General features: G+C 58.1%; 20 protein-coding genes and 1 pseudogene. 7 read left to right on the forward strand and 14 right to left on the reverse strand.

Annotated features, from left to right (window positions below; all coding sequences use genetic code 11):
* The first annotated feature begins 122 nt into the window (after positions 1–122).
* The 4 genes from ACMGGX_RS21310 (at position 123) to ACMGGX_RS21325 (ending at position 3,527) form a co-directional block, all read left to right on the forward strand.
* The gene (locus ACMGGX_RS21310) at positions 123–650 is read left to right on the forward strand and encodes a GNAT family N-acetyltransferase (protein ID WP_063439415.1); all 528 of its coding nucleotides are present in this window, start codon (positions 123–125) and stop codon (positions 648–650) included.
* An 86-nt stretch (positions 651–736) separates the two neighbouring features.
* Positions 737–1,486 carry a 5'-nucleotidase, lipoprotein e(P4) family gene (locus tag ACMGGX_RS21315; RefSeq protein ID WP_420298949.1) on the forward strand — a complete coding sequence of 250 codons (750 nt, stop codon included), beginning with the start codon at positions 737–739 and terminating at the stop codon, positions 1,484–1,486.
* 141 nt (positions 1,487–1,627) lie between these two features.
* Positions 1,628–2,614 carry an MBL fold metallo-hydrolase gene (locus tag ACMGGX_RS21320; protein WP_085841724.1) on the forward strand — a complete coding sequence of 329 codons (987 nt, stop codon included), beginning with the start codon at positions 1,628–1,630 and terminating at the stop codon, positions 2,612–2,614.
* Between the two features lies 1 nt (position 2,615).
* A complete protein-coding gene (locus ACMGGX_RS21325; RefSeq protein WP_420298950.1) occupies positions 2,616–3,527 on the forward strand; it encodes a LysR family transcriptional regulator in 912 nt (303 codons plus the stop codon).
* Here ACMGGX_RS21325 and ACMGGX_RS21330 read toward each other — a convergent pair.
* A complete protein-coding gene (locus ACMGGX_RS21330) occupies positions 3,518–4,402 on the reverse strand; it encodes a LysR substrate-binding domain-containing protein (protein ID WP_420298951.1) in 885 nt (294 codons plus the stop codon). The genes ACMGGX_RS21325 and ACMGGX_RS21330 overlap by 10 nt on opposite strands.
* 111 nt (positions 4,403–4,513) lie before the next feature.
* Between ACMGGX_RS21330 and ACMGGX_RS21335 the strand changes: the two genes are divergently transcribed.
* Positions 4,514–6,001: a UbiD family decarboxylase gene (locus ACMGGX_RS21335; RefSeq protein ID WP_420298952.1), complete on the forward strand. Its 1,488-nt coding sequence runs from the start codon at positions 4,514–4,516 to the stop codon at positions 5,999–6,001.
* Between the two features lie 74 nt (positions 6,002–6,075).
* Here the strand turns inward: ACMGGX_RS21335 and ACMGGX_RS21340 are convergent, their stop codons facing one another.
* Positions 6,076–6,420, reverse strand: coding sequence for a hypothetical protein (locus tag ACMGGX_RS21340; protein ID WP_420298953.1), 345 nt, complete (start codon positions 6,418–6,420; stop codon positions 6,076–6,078).
* A 100-nt stretch (positions 6,421–6,520) separates the two neighbouring features.
* A pseudogene (locus ACMGGX_RS21345) lies at positions 6,521–6,727 on the reverse strand (Hsp70 family protein); the annotation flags it as partial.
* Positions 6,728–6,892: 165 nt separating this feature from the next.
* Here ACMGGX_RS21345 and ACMGGX_RS21350 point away from each other — a divergent pair.
* Both ACMGGX_RS21350 and ACMGGX_RS21355 read left to right on the forward strand, forming a co-directional pair.
* Complete coding sequence (locus ACMGGX_RS21350) at positions 6,893–7,180, forward strand: VF530 family DNA-binding protein (RefSeq protein WP_033145603.1); 288 nt, start codon at positions 6,893–6,895, stop codon at positions 7,178–7,180.
* 7 nt (positions 7,181–7,187) lie between these two features.
* Complete coding sequence (locus ACMGGX_RS21355) at positions 7,188–8,480, forward strand: glycoside hydrolase family 10 protein (protein WP_348561176.1); 1,293 nt, start codon at positions 7,188–7,190, stop codon at positions 8,478–8,480.
* 40 nt (positions 8,481–8,520) lie between these two features.
* Here ACMGGX_RS21355 and dsbG read toward each other — a convergent pair whose 3' ends face one another.
* The 11 genes from dsbG to ACMGGX_RS21410 form a co-directional block, all read right to left on the reverse strand.
* Positions 8,521–9,279: a thiol:disulfide interchange protein DsbG gene (gene dsbG / locus ACMGGX_RS21360; RefSeq protein WP_333025429.1), complete on the reverse strand. Its 759-nt coding sequence runs from the start codon at positions 9,277–9,279 to the stop codon at positions 8,521–8,523.
* 41 nt (positions 9,280–9,320) lie between these two features.
* Complete coding sequence (locus ACMGGX_RS21365; protein ID WP_126795440.1) at positions 9,321–9,932, reverse strand: DsbA family protein; 612 nt, start codon at positions 9,930–9,932, stop codon at positions 9,321–9,323.
* A 7-nt stretch (positions 9,933–9,939) separates the two neighbouring features.
* Complete coding sequence (locus ACMGGX_RS21370; protein WP_420298954.1) at positions 9,940–11,964, reverse strand: protein-disulfide reductase DsbD domain-containing protein; 2,025 nt, start codon at positions 11,962–11,964, stop codon at positions 9,940–9,942.
* 47 nt (positions 11,965–12,011) lie between these two features.
* Positions 12,012–12,383, reverse strand: a complete 372-nt coding sequence (locus tag ACMGGX_RS21375; protein WP_033145608.1) for a hypothetical protein — start codon at positions 12,381–12,383, stop codon at positions 12,012–12,014.
* Positions 12,384–12,470: 87 nt separating this feature from the next.
* Positions 12,471–13,031 carry an RNA polymerase sigma factor gene (locus tag ACMGGX_RS21380; protein ID WP_109844134.1) on the reverse strand — a complete coding sequence of 187 codons (561 nt, stop codon included), beginning with the start codon at positions 13,029–13,031 and terminating at the stop codon, positions 12,471–12,473.
* 5 nt (positions 13,032–13,036) lie between these two features.
* Positions 13,037–13,456 (reverse strand): hypothetical protein, encoded by a 420-nt coding sequence (locus tag ACMGGX_RS21385; RefSeq protein ID WP_126795444.1) that lies wholly within the window; start codon positions 13,454–13,456, stop codon positions 13,037–13,039.
* Between the two features lie 149 nt (positions 13,457–13,605).
* Entirely contained in the window at positions 13,606–14,118 is a 513-nt protein-coding gene (locus ACMGGX_RS21390) for an AAA family ATPase (RefSeq protein ID WP_181595082.1), read from the reverse strand.
* Positions 14,119–14,237: 119 nt separating this feature from the next.
* Entirely contained in the window at positions 14,238–15,788 is a 1,551-nt protein-coding gene (locus tag ACMGGX_RS21395; protein ID WP_096151077.1) for a methyl-accepting chemotaxis protein, read from the reverse strand.
* An 89-nt stretch (positions 15,789–15,877) separates the two neighbouring features.
* Complete coding sequence (locus ACMGGX_RS21400) at positions 15,878–16,894, reverse strand: LacI family DNA-binding transcriptional regulator (protein WP_181595080.1); 1,017 nt, start codon at positions 16,892–16,894, stop codon at positions 15,878–15,880.
* A 28-nt stretch (positions 16,895–16,922) separates the two neighbouring features.
* Entirely contained in the window at positions 16,923–18,329 is a 1,407-nt protein-coding gene (locus ACMGGX_RS21405) for a sucrose-6-phosphate hydrolase (RefSeq protein WP_420298955.1), read from the reverse strand.
* On the reverse strand, positions 18,329–19,699 hold the full coding sequence (locus tag ACMGGX_RS21410) for a sucrose-specific PTS transporter subunit IIBC (protein ID WP_048974816.1): 1,371 nt from the start codon (positions 19,697–19,699) through the stop codon (positions 18,329–18,331). Before ACMGGX_RS21410 ends, ACMGGX_RS21405 begins: the two co-directional genes overlap by 1 nt.
* Positions 19,700–19,708: the final 9 nt, after the last annotated feature.

Here is a 19,708-nt window from a genome sequence, read left to right on the forward strand (position 1 = left end):
CGAATGACCCACATTTTACGCGGAACGAAGTACAAGCTTAGTTCAGGATTAAAAGTGTGTTAGGCCAGCGAATTTAACCGCTTCGTCTATTCTTTATGAAATAACTCACTACCGGGAATACTATGCAGATTCGAAAAGGACTCAGTACCGACCTCACGCGCCTTGAATGCTGTGACTTTTCTTTCACCATTAGCCACATTGCGCGAGAGCCCTTTATCCACTGCGATTTGCATATCGAAGCCGTCGCCGAACCCTGGATTAAAACCTACGAGCTCGACATCCAAACCCTTGAAAACCACTGCGTTAATCCGGACGCCATATTTCTTATTGCCGAGACGGAAGACGGGGAAATTGCCGGATTTATTACCGCGTCGATCGGCTGGAATAAGTTTATCTCGGTGGATTACATCGCCGTGGATCGCACGAAACGCAGAACCGGCGCCGCGCAAAAATTAATGGCCGCCGCGCACGTGTGGGCCCGCAGCGTAAACGCGCCGGGATTACGGCTTGAAACACAAAATGTGAACGTTTCTGCCTGTCTGTTTTACCGCAACTACGGGTTTACCCTGGGCGGATACGATCGTTATCTCTACAACGCCTTACCGGAAAAAGACGAAGTCGCCCTGTTCTGGTATTACATGCTGGTCTAACGGCGCGGCCTTCATATTTCTGTCATTGAATTTCATTACGCTTTCAGGATTTTAACCACGGTGTTGAGGAAAGAAGTGTGAATTCAATGGCTAAGGCATTACTGCTGGCATTACCTGTTTTGAGTGCCACGGCAGCGGCGACGGCCGCCGGGGGCGATCTGTGTGAACCCAAAGCGTACGAAATGGCGCTGCGCTATCAGCAGAAATCGGCAGAGATCGTGGCTCTTCAGCTGCAGACGTATCGGTTTGCCACCGAGCGTTTCAACGAGAAGCTAAAAGAGCTGAAAACGCCTGAAAATTACGCCGTGGTAATGGACCTGGATGAAACGGTGCTGGATAACACCCCTCTGCTGGTGCGCGACACCGAGCAGTGTCACGACTATACAAAATGGGACACCTGGAGCGACTGGGAGAAACAGGGTAAACCCGGCTTAATTCCGGGCGCGAAGGCGTTTCTTGACCATGTGAATCAAAGCAAGGTTCGTATCTATTATGTTTCGGACCGCATGCAGGAAAATAAAGCCGATACGCTCAGGACGTTAACAGCCCTGGGACTTCCGCAGGTGTCCGATGAAAGCGTGCTTCTGGACACGGTCAGCAAGGAAGAGCGTCGCCAGAGCATCCTCAAAAAACAGCAGATCGTGATGCTGTTTGGCGATAGCCTGCCGGATTTCGCCGTGCAGTTTAAAAATAAAAAGCCGAGCGAACAGCAGCGTGAGCTGGTTGAGGCCAGCGCGGAACACTTCGGAAACGACTGGATTGTGCTGCCTAATGCCGCTTATGGCTCCTGGTCCAAAGCCGCGCCGGACAGCTGGAACGCGCCGCTGAAAAAATAACGTGTTACGAGCCGGGAAAGGCAGCATCGCCACCCGGCTTCTGCGCTGTGCTATCCACTGCGTTTATAGGTCCTATCATTTCTGGGCAGGTTCTTATAATTTTACGAAGAAGTAAGATGAGCGCTTTCAAAGGAGACTCGTATGCTTACCGTGAAAAAACTTGCTCTTTCTACGTTGATTTCCAGTTCATTGCTTTTCTACCCTGCGCTGCAGGCGGCGGCGGAGACGCCCCAGCACGTCGTTAAGCAACCGGCGGGCGGATACAGCGTTCAGGTCGGCGACGTTCTGGTCACCTCGTTTACGGACGGGACCGTCGCGCAGGATCTGCACAAGCTGCTGCGCCGGACAACGCCGCAAAAAATCGATGCGCTGCTCGCGAAAAATTTCCAGACCAACCCGCCTGAGGTGTCCATCAACGCGTTTCTGATTGCGATGCCCGGACATAAAATTCTGGTGGATACGGGCTCAGGCCAGCTCTTTGGCCCCGGCAACGGCGGACGTCTGATTGAGAGCCTTGCCACCCAGGGAATTAAACCCGAGGACATTACTGAAGTCCTGCTGACCCACGCCCACTCCGATCACGCGGGCGGCCTGGTGAAAGACGGCAAGGTGGTGTTCAGCAACGCGCGCGTTTTCGTTGGCAAACCGGACGTCGACTTTTTCTTTAACGACGAGAATCAGAAAAAAACCGGCTACGGCAAGAACTACTTTGACGTCGCGCAGAAGACCTTAAAACCCTATCTTGATGCCGGTAAAGTGGTGCCGTTTAGCGGCACATCGGAGATTCTCCCGGGGCTGACCGGCACGGTTCATCCCGGTCATACGCCCGGCTCAGCCTTCTACACGCTGACGAGCAACGGCGAGAAGATCACCTTTGTCGGCGACATCATTCATGCCGCGGCGGTACAGTTCCCGCAGCCTGACGTGACCATTACCTACGATGAAGATCAGAACAAAGCCGCAAGCGTGCGCGAACACGCGTTTGCCGACTTTGTGAAAAATAAAGATCTGGTTGCCGCGCCCCATCTGCCTTTCCCGGGTATCGGCTATGTCACCAAAGGCGAAAACGGCGGCTATGCCTGGGTCCCTGTGACCTATACCAACCGGGACGCCGGCAGCGCGAAATAAAATGACGCCCAGCTCTGACATGGACATAGACCTGATCCTGACCCTGGACGCCCTGCTTCAGGACAGGAATATCACCCATGCGGCCGCGCGACTGGGCATCAGCCAGCCCGCGCTGTCCGCTCGTCTCGCGCGTCTGCGAACGCTGTTTGGCGAACCGCTGTTTATTCCTTCCCCACATGGACGTGGGGTGCTGCCCACGCCGCGAGCGGAAGCGCTTAAGCCGCAGGTAGAGAGCGTGCTGCGCGGCATCAGCGCGCTGTTTGCCCCCACTACGTTTGATGCCCCCACCAGCAGCCGGACCTTTGTTATCGCCCTGCACGAAAACCCGGCGCTGATGCTGGGCAGCGGGCTGCTTAACCAGGTGGGTACCGAAGCTCCAGGTATTCGCCTGCGCTTCGCCCTGCCACAGATGTCCGAACTGGCGCAGCAGCTGGAAAACGGAGATGTGGATATCTACATCGGCGTAAGCGCGGGCGCCCATGACGGCTGGGTGAGGCGCAAACTGCTCGACGATACGTTTGCCACCGCCCAGCGCAAAGGCCATCCGCGCGGGACCGGAGCGTTAGACCTGGAAAGCTACTGCGCGCTTTCTCATCTGGTGGTGTCATCGGCTGGGGATCCGTTTACCGGCTTTGTCGATCAAACCCTGGCCGGGCTGGGCTACCAGCGGCACGTCGCGATGTCCACGCAGAGCTATGCCATGGCGCCTGCGCTTGTCGCCGGTACCGACCTGGTGTGCACCCTACCGGAACGGATGCTGAAACAGTTTGCCAGCACGCTGGATCTCTTTGCGCCGCCGCTGCCGCTCCAGCCGATTACCATCTACATGTACTGGCACCCGAAAAACAGCCAGGATCCGGCGAATGCCTGGCTGCGCGAGCAGCTGCTGCAGGCCGCCGGCCGTCAGGTCTGATCGAGGGTAATCAGGAATTTTTTAAGCACTTCTGAGCGAATAATCCGGTGGCAAACCAGCGTCAGCTCGCTTTCACGGAGCCGGTCGAGGATGTCCACGTAAACCACGTTCTCGACGCTCACCGCCTTTGCCGACGCGGGCAGCAGCGCCAGCCCAAACCCCGCCGAGACCAGGCTTATCACCGTGGGCACGTCGGTCGCGTTTTGCACCACGTCCGGCTGAAAGCCCGCCCCGCTGCAGGCGTCATAAAAGTATTGTTCCAGCCCCATTCCCTCCGGGTCGCGCAGGGAGATCCATTTTTCGTCCTTCACCGACGAAAGCGTCAGCGCGGAAGATCCCGCCAGCGGATGCTGACGATACAGCGCCAGCACCGTTTTCTCTGACGTGAACGGGCGGCTTTGCAGATCGTCAGGCAGCGACGGCAGCGGCGCCCGGATAATGGCCACGTCGAGCTGGTTGCTCTGCACCGCCGCGTAGAGCGTCTGCACGTTTCCCGTCACCAGCGACATGGTAATGGCCGGCCAGCGCGTATGCATCTGGCGCAGCGCGGTGGGCAGCCTGCCGTCGAACATCGCGCTCGACACGCACCCCAGGTTTAATACCCCCTGCTCGCCCCTTGCCGTTTGCCTGGCGTCCAGAACCGCCTGCTCGGTGAGGGAAATGGCGAGCCTGGCTTTCACCAGAAATGCTTCACCCGCGGGCGTCAGGGTTAAGCGGCGGTTCGCCCGGCTAAAGAGCGTGACGCCTAAACGTTCTTCCAGCGCCTTTATCTGCTGGCTCAGGGCCGGTTGCGCCATGTTCAGACGCTCAGCGGCCCGGTGCATGTGGAGCTCTTCGGCCACCACGATGAAATGGCGCATCTGACGAAACTGCACGGAACGCCTCCTTTTGATATGAATTTACTTATCAATTTAGCAGTAATGATGCAATTGATGCTATTGGTCATTGCCATAAAAATGGAGGTATTCAAAACGAGGGAGGAAAATATGGAAAACCCGATCAACGATCTCCGCAGCGCCATCGCCCTGCTTCAGCGCCACGAAGGGCAGTATCTTGAAACCGATCATCCGGTCGATCCCAACGCGGAGCTGGCGGGAGTCTACCGCCATATCGGCGCGGGCGGCACGGTAAAACGTCCAACCCGTAAGGGCCCGGCCATGATGTTTAACAGCGTGAAGGGTTATCCGGGCTCCCGCATCCTGGTGGGCATGCACGCCAGCCGCGAGCGCGCGGCGCTGCTTCTGGGCTGCGAGCCCTCTGAACTGGCAAAACACGTCGGCCAGGCGGTGAAAAAGCCGGTTGCGCCGGTTGTCGTTCCGGCCTCGCAGGCGCCCTGCCAGGAACAGATCTTCTACGCAGACGATCCTGACTTCGACCTGCGCAAGCTGCTTCCGGCACCAACAAACACGCCGATTGATGCGGGCCCGTTCTTCTGTCTGGGGCTGGTGCTGGCAAGCGATCCGGAAGACAGCTCGCTGACGGACGTCACCATTCACCGCCTCTGCGTTCAGGAGCGCGACGAGCTTTCCATGTTCCTTGCCGCCGGTCGGCATATCGAAGTCTTCCGCAAAAAGGCGGAAGAAGCCGGAAAACCGCTGCCGGTGACGATCAACATGGGGCTCGATCCCGCCATCTATATCGGCGCGTGCTTTGAGGCACCCACCACGCCGTTTGGCTACAACGAGCTGGGCGTCGCCGGGGCGCTGCGCCAGCAGCCGGTCGAGCTGGTGCAGGGCGTGGCGGTAAAAGAGAAGGCGATCGCGCGGGCGGAAATCATCATCGAGGGCGAACTGCTGCCGGGCGTGCGCGTAAGAGAAGATCAGCACACCAATACCGGCCACGCGATGCCGGAGTTCCCGGGCTACTGCGGCGAGGCGAACCCGTCCCTGCCGGTGATCAAAGTGAAAGCGGTGACCATGCGAAACCACGCGATCCTGCAAACGCTGGTGGGACCGGGAGAAGAGCATACCACCCTGGCCGGTTTACCGACGGAAGCCAGCATCCGCAATGCCGTTGAAGAGGCGATTCCGGGCTTCCTGCAAAACGTCTATGCGCATACCGCGGGCGGCGGTAAATTCCTCGGGATCCTGCAGGTGAGAAAACGCCAGCCGTCAGACGAAGGACGTCAGGGCCAGGCGGCGCTCATTGCCTTAGCCACCTATTCGGAGCTGAAGAACATCATTCTTGTCGACGAAGACGTGGATATTTTCGACAGCGACGACATCCTGTGGGCGATGACTACCCGCATGCAGGGTGATGTCAGCATCACCAATATTCCGGGGATCCGCGGCCACCAGCTGGATCCGTCCCAGTCGCCGGATTACAGCACCTCAATTCGCGCAAACGGCATCTCCTGCAAGACCATCTTCGACTGCACGGTGCCGTGGGCGCTGAAGGACCGCTTCGAGCGCGCGCCGTTTATGGAGGTGGATCCGCGTCCGTGGGCGCCGGAGCTGTTCGCTGATAAGAAATAAATAGCTGAAAAATTTAATAAGGTCACTCTGGCTTAATCCGGGTGACCTTTTATTATTAGAGCGTCATATTTAATTCATCTCTCACTAAACTGATTAATCAGCGCCGCCATAACCGCAGCACAAATAAAGTAATGAATGAAAAGCCAGATAAAGCTATACCAGGCGAAATTCATCACCTCAAGGATCCGCCATGGACTGGAAAAGAGCCTGCTCATGATAATTCCGGGCAAGCGGATCGCCGGTACTTTTCGATTCGGCCACACTGCCCATACGGCTATCGCCGACAGCAGCAAAAAGATCGCCGTCACCAGGAGTGGTGGCCCCAGACCGGGTCTAGTAATGGCCGAAAGAGCAGCAAAATAGAGTCCGCCAAAGAACCACTGAATAATAATGAGTGAAAGCAGGAACTCAATGCCCATAAAAGCGCTGAGCAATCTGGGTCTGGAATGGGCGCTTATCAACACCATATCGCTGACGTAAAGGTAGAAAATAAGCGTTGCAATTGTAATGGTACTATCTCGCCTGCGTGAGATGCGGGTGAGTTTGTGAACGATCCCGGGCAGGACGGCCTGTCAGGATATTGCCGTCATCATCAAGACCCACGACTGAAGGGGTCAAAACCTCACCAAATTTATTCGTAACCAGCACTGGCCGCCCCTCAAGCCAAACGCTGACCGCGCTGTTCGTTGTCCCGAGATCGATTCCCAGCACCTGATTATGCGTCATCGGTATACCTGTTTTTCATTGTTACTCTATTGATTATACAAATAGTTAGAAGAGAACTAATGCCCAAAAAAAGGGGGATCTTGATATTATTGCCGCTTCCCCTGCTTTCTTGTACCCTTTCACCGGAAACCCTGCCCCCACAAACATTGAGACATCCGGACACCTATGACTGCACATATTTCCAAAGATCCTTTGCATGGCGTAACGCTGGAGATGATGGTCAATGCCCTGGTGGCAAAATATGGCTGGAGCGAACTGGGCGACCGAATCAAAATTAACTGTTTCAGAAAAGATCCCAGCGTTAAATCGAGCCTGAAATTTCTGCGCCGCACCCCGTGGGCGCGTGCGGAAGTGGAAGCCCTGTATCTGGACTCCCTCAACGATGAGGTAAGCACAGAACAGGCGGCGCCCGCCTTTAATCCCTGGGCCAACAGTCGGATTATCAAGAGCTAATACGCAAATGACGCGACACGTAAAACGGATTGGTGCGCTGGCTGCCTGCGCGCTTTTACTTGTGAGCTGCTCCTCAAAACCACCCAAATCACTGGTTACCCCTCTCCCCACCGCGAACAAACCGACGCAGCAGGCAAACGAGCCAATGCGCGGGATCTGGCTGGCGACCGTCTCGCGTCTCGACTGGCCGCCGGTAGCCTCGGTGAACGGCCGCAGCGCGGACCAGCGCATCGCGATGCAGAAGCAGGCGCTGATAAGCAAGCTCGACAACCTTAAGCACCTCGGCATTAACACGGTGTTTTTCCAGGTGAAGCCGGACAGCACGGCCCTCTGGTCATCAAAAATTTTGCCGTGGTCGGATATGCTGACGGGCAACATCGGCGAGTATCCGGGATACGATCCGCTGCAGTTTATGCTGGATGAAGCGCACAAGCGCGACATGAAGGTCCATGCCTGGTTCAACCCGTACCGCGTGTCGACCAACACCAAACCGTCCACCATCGCCGCCCTGAACCGCACTTCCTATCAGACCCCGTCCAGCGTCTATGTCCAGCACCCGGAGTGGGTGCGCATCTCGGGCGACCGCTTTGTTCTCGACCCCGGCATTCCGGAAGTGCGCGACTGGATAACCAAAGTGGTGACTGAAGTTGTGGCGAACTACGCGGTAGACGGCGTGCAGTTCGATGATTACTTTTACGCCGAATCACCGGGGTCCGCGCTCAATGATTCGCAGACCTGGCGGCAGTACGGTCAGGGATTTGCCTCAAAGGCCGACTGGCGAAGACACAACACGCAGCAGCTGATCGTCCAGGTTTCCCGCGCGATTAAACAGACTAAGCCCGACGTTGAGTTTGGCGTCAGCCCGGCGGGCGTGTGGCGTAACCGCTCCTTTGACCCGGCTGGCTCGGACACCCGCGGCGCCGCGGCCTACGATGAATCCTACGCCGATACGCGTCAGTGGGTTCAGCAGGGCCTGCTCGACTACATCGCTCCGCAGATTTACTGGCCCTTCTCCCGGGATGCCGCGCGCTACGACGTGCTGACCAAATGGTGGGCCGACGTCGTGAAGCCAACCCACACTCGCCTGTATATCGGCATTGCGTTCTACAAGGTGGGCGAGCCGTCGAGAAACGAGCCGGACTGGACGGTTCAGGGCGGCGTGCCGGAGCTGAAAAAGCAGCTCGATCTCAACGATTCGCTGCCCAACGTGAACGGCACCATCCTGTTCCGGGAAGATTACCTGAACCAGCCGCAGACGCAGCAGGCGGTGAACTACCTGAAAGGACGCTGGGGAAGCTAAGTTACTATCAGGCAGAAACGCCCCGTTTCTGCCTGTTTTTTTACGGCTTCGGCCCGAACATCGCCTCAAGCTGCTGCGCATCCGGCATACCGACCACCTGCTGCAGCTCATTTTCCGCATTCAGATAGTAAATGGCCGGCGTGGCGTTAGCGCCCAGGCTGTCCATCAGCGTCTGGTGCTTCTGCAGGATCTCAACCGTCTCACGGGAAGCCTCGCCCTCTGGTTTCGGTAATTTTTTGCCCCCGGAAAGCTCGTATTCGCGCCAGGCCGAAACCGGATCTTTCGCATTCAGAATCGCGGAGGCGTTACGTCCGCTGTTGGGGTTGAGAAACGCCACCAGCAGCGTGTTGAGCTGCACCTTGCCCGCCTTCACCCACGGCTGCGCTTCGGCCCAGAACTGCTTGCAGTACGGACAGAACGGATCGGCGAAAACAAAGACTTTACGCGGAGCGTTATCCGCCCCTTCCTTCAGGGGATGCGCCGCGTTGAGGTTCTTCCACATCTCGCGGCCCATCGGGGCGTAGATCTCTTTCTGGAAATAGCCTTCGCTGAGGTTTTTTCCTTTGTCATCGTACAAATAGCCTGAGATGACGTGCTTGCCGTCCGGCGTTAAAAAGAGCGTCACGCCCATGTCCTGATACTGCCCAAGCCAGGCGGGCGCGCCGCCGGGCGCATCCAGCTTCTTGATGATTTTAATGTTCTGCTGCTCGCCGAAGTGCTTCACCACGTCCGGTATGGCTTCAGCGGCCTGCACCAGCCCTGACGTCGCCAGCGCTGAAAGTAACAGTAATTTTTTCATTTCCCTCTCCGGTTTGTCGGGGGCATTCCGCCCCCTTCAGGTTAGCGGTTTTTCAGTGCGTCACTGACCATTTCGTCGAACTGTTCAAACGGCACCCAGCCGGGCAGCAGTCCCTCGCCGATGAGCGTGGCGGGCGTGCCCTGGATCCCCATTTTTTCCGCGACGATCAGGCTGCGCTTGATCGTCATCAGGCTCTCGTCATCCGGCGCGGTGACGCTCACGCCCGCCCGCCTCTGCGCCTCCTGAATGCTGGCGTCATCGTGGTAGCCCTTCTTCGCCATCAGAGTATGGTTAAGCTTCATAAACTGCCCCGGATCCTGACGCCAGAGCGTTAACGCATCCCGCGCGGCGGTCAGCGAACTTTCCGAGCGGAAAGGTAAAAACTTAAAGACCACCGCCACGTCCGGGTGTTTTTCGACGATCTTCTCCAGATACGGATCGAATTTTTTACAGTACGGACAGTTGTAGTCGGTAAACACCACCAGGGTGAGCTTTGGGTTTTTCGCGCCGATGCGCGGGGAGTTCGGATCGTTAAACAGGAAATCAGCGATCATCTTCTGCGCACGCTGCTCCTGGTCCGGCGTCAGCGGCTGGGCAGCGAACGCCTGAACCGGCGCCAGCAGGAGCAGAAGCGTAATAAGGAATTTTTTCATAACACAGTTAGCCTTTTGCGTTGTTCAGGGTGGCGATCAGGGTGCGCTTGTCCAGCAGCGGCGAGAGGATTTCACCGTCAGACAGGCCGGGGCCATACGCCGCGTTAAACGGAATAGCGTAACGGTTTCGCTTCGCCAGGAAATCCGCGATAAACGCGGACGGCTGGCTCCAGTCTCCGCGCAGGGCCACCACGTCCGGCTGGCGCAGCGCGGCAATGACGTCCGGCTGATTCAGCACCCGATGCTCGTTAACTTTGCAGGTCACGCACCAGTCGGCCGAGATATCCACAAACACCCGCTTCCCCTGCACCAGCGCCTGCTGGATGGCCTCCTCGCTGAGCGGCTGCCACGGGATGGTCTGAGCGGCATTCTGCGCCGGAGCGTCAGGCGGAGCGTTAAGCAGCCCGCGCGCCTGATACCCGCCGAGCGCCGACAGCGCGATCACAACGATCCAAAACAATGGGGAGGATTTTTGCCCCTTCAGCGCGAACAGCGCGAGCGCGACGGCGATGAGCACCAGCATCACAATCTGGCTGACCGCCTCGCCAAGATGCACGCTTAACAATGTCGCCAGCCACAGGCTGGAGGCGAGCATCATCAGGCCCAGAACGACTTTTAGCGTGTTCATCCAGCGGCCGGGTTTCGGCAGCAGCATGGCCGTTTTCGGCACCAGAGCGACAAACAGCCACGGCAGGCTCATGCCCACGCCGAGCATCAGGAAGATCAGCCACAGGGAGTGCAGCGGTGCGCCAAGGGCAAAGGCGACCGCCGTACCGAGGAACGGCGCGGAGCACGGCGTGGCAAGCAGCGTGGCGAACATCCCTTCGCAGAAGCTGCCGCCAATCCCCGCACCACCTGCCGTAGCCAACCGTCCCGTAGCGGCGGAAGGCAGCAGCATCTCAAACACGCCAAACAGGTTCAGCGCAAACAGGAAGGTGACGGCGACCATCAGGCCGATAAACCACGGGTTCTGGAACTGAATGCCCCACCCCAGCGACGCCCCGGCCAGCTTCAGCGCGGTCACCATCCCCGCCAGCAGCATAAAGGAGGTGAGGATCCCGGCGCTGGTGGCCAGAAAGCGCAGCCTGATCGCGCGCCTGTCCGATCCCGCCTGCAGGATGCTGTTAAGCTTCATGCCCATGACCGGCAGCACGCAGGGCATCAGGTTGAGGATCAGCCCGCCCAGCAGCGCAAAGAGCACCATTTTGCCCGTTCCTTCAGGCGCAGAAGGTGCAGCAGGCGTCGCGCCAACGGTCATGGTGGTTTGCTGCGCGTGACCGCCACTGGTCAGCACAAACGACAGCCTCTTGCCTTCCAGAGAGGCGGGCTTGTCTCCCCATTCGTCGGTCACGGGTACCGTCACCCGAAGCTTATTGCCGTCGTGTTTGATGACCGGCTCGCCGGGAAGAATGTCACCCGCCAGCGGGTCAAAGTAGATCCCCGGGTTATCCCACTTCCCGTCCGTCGTGCCGGTAATCACCAGCTTGTCGCCAGCGAGCCAGGCGGAGAGATCCGCGGATACGCCTGACGTACCGGGCACGGCACGCATCGCCTGCTCGAACTCGCTACGGAAGTCCTCGTCCACCGGCTGGGTAAAATCGAGATGCAGCGGGTAGTCCGTCAGCAGACAGACGTTACTGCACGTCGAGAGCGTGAGCGTCCCGTCGAGCGTGTCGCCCTTCACCCCGTCGAGCGTAATCGGGATAGTGACCTTATCGTGATAGCCCTGCGTCGTCATGCCGGAGATATCGAAGCGCGACGGGACCGGCCAGGACCAGCTATCCGTTACGCCTTCCGGCCAGCCGATTTTTGGCGCGACGCCGCCCTCGCCCGGCGATCGCCAGTAGGTTTTCCAGCCGGGCTTTAGCTCAACGGTGAGCAGGCCTTTAACGTGCGTTTGTTCCCTTTCCGCCTGAAAGCGGATGCGGGCGTGATCGTTTTGTGGGGAAACCTGCCAGCCGGTGTCTGCCGCATGGACAATGCCGATGCAGGACAGCCACAGGAAGACGAATCCCCTGAAGAGGTTAACCATGTTTTACTCCGTGAACAGTGAAAATTATCGTGTGAGGACGATGATTTTCATTCACGGAAAACGCAGTTTTTAAGGTGTATTCGGGGAGGCGGTGCCTGAACGGGCTGTTCTGCGGGAGCCAATGCCCGCCCTTGCGTAAACAGCTGCAGCAGCGCGAAGAAGATAATAATGGCCGGCAGCGCGCCGTCGAAGAACAGCGGCTGGGCGCAAAGCAGCGAGTGTGCGCCAAGTTGGCAAGGCGACGGGCCGGGCTGTTCGGTGTTGCTGCTTTGAGCCGGGGCATCAGCACTCAGTGAAATTTGCGGATCCAGTCCCTGTAAAAAATGGTTGAGCATCACCGCACGCTGCACGAGGCAAAGCGCCATCGCGAGACAGGTGACGATCAAAAGCCATTTTCCGAGGAGCTGACGGTTGCGCATAACGTTCCAGAGTAACAAGACGCCTCGATCATAAACGATAGTGATGAATCTACAAGTGCCGGAAGTGTAAGGTTTTGTCTGTCGCCGCTATTCGCCCGTCAGCGCGTCATAGACGTCCCGCAGCCGCGTGCGCAGAAACAGCACCGCCTTGTGCTTGCGGGATAACAGCGCCTGCTCGCTGGCGCCCGTCTCCTCTGCCAGCATTTTAATGCTGTAGCCGTGGAGTTCGGTCTTTTCAAACACCTCGCGCTGCGGCGGCGGCAGTTCAGACAGCGCCTGCCCCAGCTCTTCCCACAGCAGCGTTTTGAGATACTCCTCTTCCGGCGTGTGCGGCACGCCGAACAGGGTTTCGGCCAGCTCGTCCTCCGGGAAACCCTCTTCGTCTACGCCCGTAAAATAGCCGGAGAGTGAGACCTCGCGCTTTTTACGCGCCCGGTCGGTCATCTCGTTACGCGCTGCGCGGAACAGCCAGGCGGCGACGTTTTCGACCGGCTGCTCCACTTTCATCAGCTGATAGGTGACTTCCTGCAAAATGTCGTCGGCATCATCGCGAACGGAGGTCCGTCCGCGAATGAAGGCTGTCAGCCGGGCGCGGCAGGCATTGAGCGCCGACATCAGCATGGATCCGCCCGCCTCCCCGGCTTTCATTTCGCTCACTCTGCTTCCGGCGCTTTTGGCGTGGCGTCGTCGCGCTTATCGTCACGATGACCGTGCCAGCCGCAGTGTCCGCGACCGTGGCGACCAAACCCTTCGCGGCGCTGCTGAATAAACGCCTCGCGCTGCTCGGGCGTCATGTTCATCCAGCGCTCGTGCATGCGGCGGTGCGCGCCAAACATCCCCGGGCGGAAACCCAGCCCGCCAAACAGAATGCGGCTCAGCACCAGAATGCCCAGCGCCTGCCAGAAGCCAATGGCCTTCACGCCGAGAATGGCCGGGAGCAAGGCGTTCCACAGGGTCATCACCACCAGGCCGAGCACGATGAAAATCACCGCGCCGATGACTAAGCCCTTGCCCATACGGTGGCGACCGAATCCGCGCCCGTGACCTCTGCCGTGCATATCAAAATCTCTCATGGTGTTTACCTCGTTTACAGTAACTGATTATGGCTTGTGATGAGGTAGACGGATGAGGAAGGGAAATATTGCTGGGGTGAATGAATAATTTTGCGGAGAGCGTATTTTCACACGCCCCGTGAAAGCAATTGCTGGCGCTTGTTCACCGTTTAAGGCCGGTTTAGAGCGTTCTTAATTTCCAGGATTTTATCTGCACACTCTGCCGCTGATAACAGGGCGGTGTCCAATATGAGATGTTCTCTCTCCCAGGGTTCATACTCACGGTTTTTTACCCGTTCCCAGTCAGGAGGCGTGAGTCCCGGGATATCAGATACTCTGTTCTCTACGCGATAACGATGTTCTTTTTCGTCTGAGCAGACAATTTCAACTTCCAGGAAAGGGACATTCAACGACAGAGCAATATTGCGGAAAGCATCTCGCACAAGGTTAATATCATTAACGGAATCGGTCACAACGGTGGAGCCGAGCTTAAGATTCTCACTTGCTAAACCATAGATGGCAAAATAGCCCTCCGGCCCCGTTTCCTCACCCGGTTCATAGACTGAACGAATGGCCTGCTCAACAGTATCAACCCGCAGATAGACCGCCCCCAGCCTTTGAGTAACTATTTTTGCAACGGTGCTTTTACCACAGCCGGGTAGCCCACTAAAAATAATTAACATAATTTTCCCTGGTGATAATTAATATTAGATTTGTGCTGCCTATAGAGACGTCCTGAATTATACAGAAACGGTTAAACCAGATACAAAAAAGGCTCCCGCAGGAGCCTCCTCTCATACAATCAAGCCTGCACCGGCAAACTAAAACTCGAAATACTCCGTGAAAGCTGCTGCGCCTGCTCTTCCAGCGATGCCGCTGCCGCAGCGGACTGCTGCACCAGCGCGGCGTTCTGCTGGGTCACGCCATCCATCTCGGTCACTGCCTGGCCGACCTGGCTGATCCCGCGGCTCTGCTCTTCGGAGGCGACGGAGATCTGCTCCATCAGCGTATTCACTTTATTCACCGACGAAATAATCGAGTCAATCACCTCGCCCGAGCGGCTGACCAGTTCCGCGCCGTTTTTCACGCTGGAGACCGACTGCGCAATCAGGCTCTCGATGTCCTTGGCCGCCACCGCGCTTTTCTGCGCCAGGGTGCGTACTTCGCTGGCCACGACCGCAAAGCCGCGACCCTGCGTACCGGCGCGCGCCGCTTCAACCGCCGCGTTCAGCGCCAGAATGTTGGTCTGGAAGGCGATGCTGTTAATCACGCTGGTAATGTCTTCGATGCGCTTCGAGTTCGCCGCGATGGTATTCATCGTGTCGATCACTTCGCGGGTTACCGCTTCACCGGTGTGGGCATTTTTCACCGCGTCCTGCACCAGTTTTCCGGCCTGATACACATTGTCGGTATTGTTCGCCACCGTCGCGCTCAGCTCTTCCATGCTCGCCGCCGTCTGGGTCAATGCGGAAGCCTGCTGCTCGGTACGTGACGCCAGGTCGATATTTCCGGAGGCAATCTCCTGCGCCGCGTGCGTTACGGTATGGCTCGCATCGCGCACCTGGGCGATGGTCGCCAGCAGCGCCTGACGCATCTGCTCCATAGAGCTCATAAGATGATCGATTTCGTTATGTGCGCTCCCCTTGACCGGCACCGGAACGTCCAGCTTGCCCGCCGCAATCTGGCTGCAGTGCTCGCGCGCCAGGTTTACCGGCGCAAAGACAAAGCGCTTCATCAGCAGGCTGACGGCGACAATCACCACCACAAACAGGCTGGCGATAGCGGCAATAATCGCCAGGCCAGAGACGAAATTGCTGCTCGCATCCTCGTTCAGGCTTTTGGCGTATTTCTGGTGGACGGAAAGGACCTGGTCGAGAACGATCTCGTACTGGCGGTCGAGGCGGGAGACTTCCGGGATCAGCGCGTTAAATTTGGCCACATCGTGCGCCTCGGCGGCATCGATCAGCGGCGCCAGCCCCTGGTTGCGGTAGTTTTGCCAGGCGTCCTGATAGGCAGTCACCAGCGGCGCTTCATCCGTCAGACGCGGCGAAGCCATAAAGGCCGCAAAGGCGTGGTCCGCTTTGGTCAGCGCCTCTTTCACGGCGGTTAGCTTTGCAGCCCCGTCCGCCGAGTTGCCCGCTTCCACCATCTTCACATACTCCATCACCCGCACGCGCAGCGTACGGCTGTGGTTGATGGGGTCAATAATAGACAGCACAACCTGGATCTCTTTGTTGACGTTATCCAGGGAATTATTACTTTTAATGATGAGGCCAACGCTGGTCACAATGCTGACAACAAAGAAGAAAAGCAGCGAGAACAGGACGATCAGGGACGACTTTTTCAACGACATAAACCAATACCTCAAGGAGAATTATTCCTTATGGTTATCGGCCATTCCAAAACTTAAATTAATTAAAGTTATTGAAGTATCGAACCGGGCTATTTCGCTGGCTTATAGCGTCGCTGCAGGGTGGCATTGAGCTTGCGCTGCAACGGCTGCGGCGTCTCCCCTTCGATTAATTTGCTAATCAAATCAAAGCAGTGCCACGCGAGCTGGCGGTTATCCTGACGAATGGTATCCACCGGGATCGTCAGCGAATCGTAGAGATAGTGATCGTCAAAGCTGGCTAACCTGATATCACTTTGCAACAGGTTGTGCTGGCCCATATAGCGCAGCACCCCTTCCAGCAGCCCGCAGGCGGCGGCGAACAGCGCTTTCGGCGGACGCCCCAGACGAGCGCAGAGTTCAGCAAACATCTCGTAACCGGAGCTCGGGTGATAGTTGCCGTGAATGATCCACTCCGGGCGCAGCTCCACGTCGGCCTCTCGCAGACCTTGCTTAAACCCTTCCAGACGATCGCGCGTCGGAGAAAGGCGCGGCTGGCCGCCGAGAAAATAGAATTCATCAGGATGCTGGCGCGCAATGTCGGCCACCAGTTCCGCCGTCGGGGTAATGGAGTCGGTGATGACCAGCGGCAGCGCGCTGTCGTTGATGTGGCGGTCAAACAGGACAACGGGCAGCTGCTCGCTCAGCTTGTGGTAGTCCGCATCGTTAAGCATGCTGGAGGCCACAATCAGTCCGTCAACCTGACGCGCCACCATGTTGTTCACCACCACCGTCTCCTGCCCCGGGTTTTCATCGCTGCAGGAGATCAGCAGCTGAACGCCCGCCTCGCGGCACAGCGTTTCCAGCTCGTGAGAAAACACGGCAAAACCGTAGTTGGTGATCTCCGGAACCACCAGACCAACGGTGTGGCTGCGGTTATCGCGCAGCGACCGGGCGTGAATGCTGGGCTGATAGTGGTGCTCTTTTGCAATCGCCAGCACGCGCTCGCGCGTCTCTTCCGCCACGCGAAGCTCTTTGCTGCGCCCGTTCAGGACCAGGCTGGCGGTGGCTTTTGACACACCCGCCAGCTCCGCGATGTCTTTAATGGTGACGCGTTTTGTTTTTCTCACAACGACTTAGATCCGGCTGCCAAAACCCTCATTCTATCATGCAGGCGCGCAGCGACCAGTAGCGTAATGTGATATCGGACGCACCTTCGAATCGCACCCGGGCCGGATGGTCAGGAAAATAGCGGCTGCTCATTACTCCTTCACCGTGATTGATGAAGATTTCAACGCTGGAGCTGTCGCAGAGAACGCGTAAATGAGTGACGTCGCCCTGCCAGTAGCGGGTCAACGTTTCACCGGTTTTCAGGCTCGCGCGTTCAAGACGTATACCCTGCTCATCGACCGTGAGACGCAGCGCGCCGCCAAAATCGACGTTCACCTGCGATGCGCTCAGCTCAAACTCCAGGCGCGTCGCGTCCAGGTCCGGCGCCTCGCTGGCGCGCCCCTGCCAGCGCTGCTCATCTTCACGCAGCGCCGCCAGCTCGCGCGCCGGGGTCTGCAAGAGCCTGCCGTCGCGATAGCGTAATTCGCGCGGGCAGGTCATCTGGTGCATCCAGCCGTGCGCCCGGGTTGGCTGAAGCATCTCTTCTCCGTCCGGTACGCCCATCCAGCCGATCAGAATGCGTCGGCCGTCTTCCGCCAGCGTCGTTTGCGGAGCGTAAAACTCAAAGCCCGCGTCCAGCTCGTGCAGCTCGCCGTGATCGAATGCGGCGTTTTCATAGTCAAACGTCCCGCTCATCCAGGTAGCCGGATAGGTGTTGAGATAGCGATGCGGCTTGCGCGCCAGCCCCTGCGGACAGCCGATCAGGATGTGCGTTCCGTCGAGCGCGAACAGGTCCGGACACTCCCACATATACCCCGCGTCCGTCAGGCCGTTGACGCCGTGACCGGCGATTTCCCCGCAGGACGTCCAGGCGTGCAAATCGGCGGATGTAAACAGCAGCACCTTGCCGCGCTTTTGCACATCCTGCGCGCCGAGCACCATGTACCACATCCCGTCGTGCTGCCACACCTTCGGGTCGCGCACGTGTCCGGTGTAGCCTTCCGGCAGCGCCAGCACCGGCCCCAGCTTCGTAAAGGTCCCGTCCGGCTGTTCCACGGCGAGGCACTGCCAGGCCGTGCGGCTGCCGTCATCAAATTTAACGTTGCCGGTGTAGCAAAGCGTCAGAACGCCGTGATTGTCCACGGCGCTACCGGAGTAGCAGCCGTTGCGGTCATACTCTTCATCCGGCATCAGCGCCAGCGGCTCGTGCTGCCAGTGCACCAGGTCCGCAGAGCTCCAGTGCCCCCAGCATTTAAACCGATGCTCGCAGTCCAGCGGATTCCACTGATAGAACAGGTGGTAGCGGCCGGCAAACCAGATAAACCCGTTGGGATCGTTCATCAGCCCCGTCACCGGCGCGGGGTGCCACTGCGGATAGTGGCTATCCGCAAGCGCCCGCGGCTGACCTTTCATAACGGCCTGCAGGATCGCAGGCCAGCGGGAAGGTAACGTCATTATTCAGAGTCCGTTTTATATTTCAGCAACAGTGAGACGGTAAACGCCACGCCGAAGGCAATCACCATACCGATAATATAGTTGAGCAGCGAGCTGGCCTGCACGATGGCCATGCCCGGAATAGCGGTCAGCCCAACGGCGGTCATGTAAACATGGACAGATACCACCCAGGCCCCGCCCACCGCGCCGCCGATCAGCGCGGCGATAAACGGTTTCACGAAGCGCAGGTTGATACCAAAAATGGCCGCTTCGGTGATGCCCAGCATCGCAGAAAACGCCGACGGTAAGGTAATGGCTTTGATTTTGGCATCTTTGGTTTTGAACCACACCGCCAGACAGGCGCCGCCCTGCGCCACGTTCGCCATGGCCCAGATCGGCAGCAGGAAGTTCACGCCAATCGACGGGTTGCCCAGCAGCCCGGCTTCAATCGCGTGGAAGCTGTGGTGAATACCGGTGATCACAATCACCGAGTAAAGCCCGCCGAACAGCAGCCCGGCCAGCCAGCCCGCGTGTTCAATTAACGTGCTCAGGATAAAGGAGATGCCGTCGCCCAGCGCGCGCCCCGCCGGGCCGATAATCAGCAAGGCGATAAAGCCGGAGATAACGACGGTGAGGAACGGCGTCAGGATCAGATCTAACGCGTCCGGGATCGCGCGGCGCAGATTTTTCTCCACGATGCTCATAAACCAGACGGCCAACAGCACCGGGAACACCGTGCCCTGATAGCCAATCATCGCGATCTCAAGGCCGAAGAAGTTCATGGTGTGGAAGCCGGAGGCCACGCCCCAGGCGTTGGTCAGCGCCGGGTGCGTCAGAATGCCGCCCAGCGTCGCGCCGAGATACGGGTTGCCGCCAAATTCCCGCGCGGCGGTAAAGCCGATCAGAATAGGCAGAATGATAAACGCCGCGGAGCTGCACATGTCCAGCATGATGTAGATGGCGTTATCCGCATTGACCCAGCCGTAGGTTTTCACCATGCCGAGCAGACCCATCAGCAGGCCGGAGGCCACAATCGCGGGGATGATCGGGACAAAGATGTTGGAGAGCAGACGGGCAATGCGCTGGAACGGGTTCAGCTTGCGCGCCGCCAGGTCCGCGGCCTCCGATTTACTGGATTCGCTAATCCCCGCCGCCTGAATAAACGCGGCGTAGACCTTATTGACCACGCCCGTGCCAAAAATCACCTGCATCTGTCCGGCGTTACGAAAACAGCCTTTTACGCCGTCGACCTTGCCGATCGCCTGCTGATCGGCAAGCGCGTCATCGACCAGCACCAGACGAAGACGCGTTGCGCAGTGCGCCGCGCTGGCGATATTTTCCTTGCCACCGAGCAGCGGAATAAGCTCGCGGGCGATTTGATTAAAATCCATAGATACCTC

It is taken from the genome of Enterobacter sp. BNK-29 (genome assembly GCF_048684785.1).
GTDB lineage: Bacteria > Pseudomonadota > Gammaproteobacteria > Enterobacterales > Enterobacteriaceae > Enterobacter > Enterobacter cloacae_M.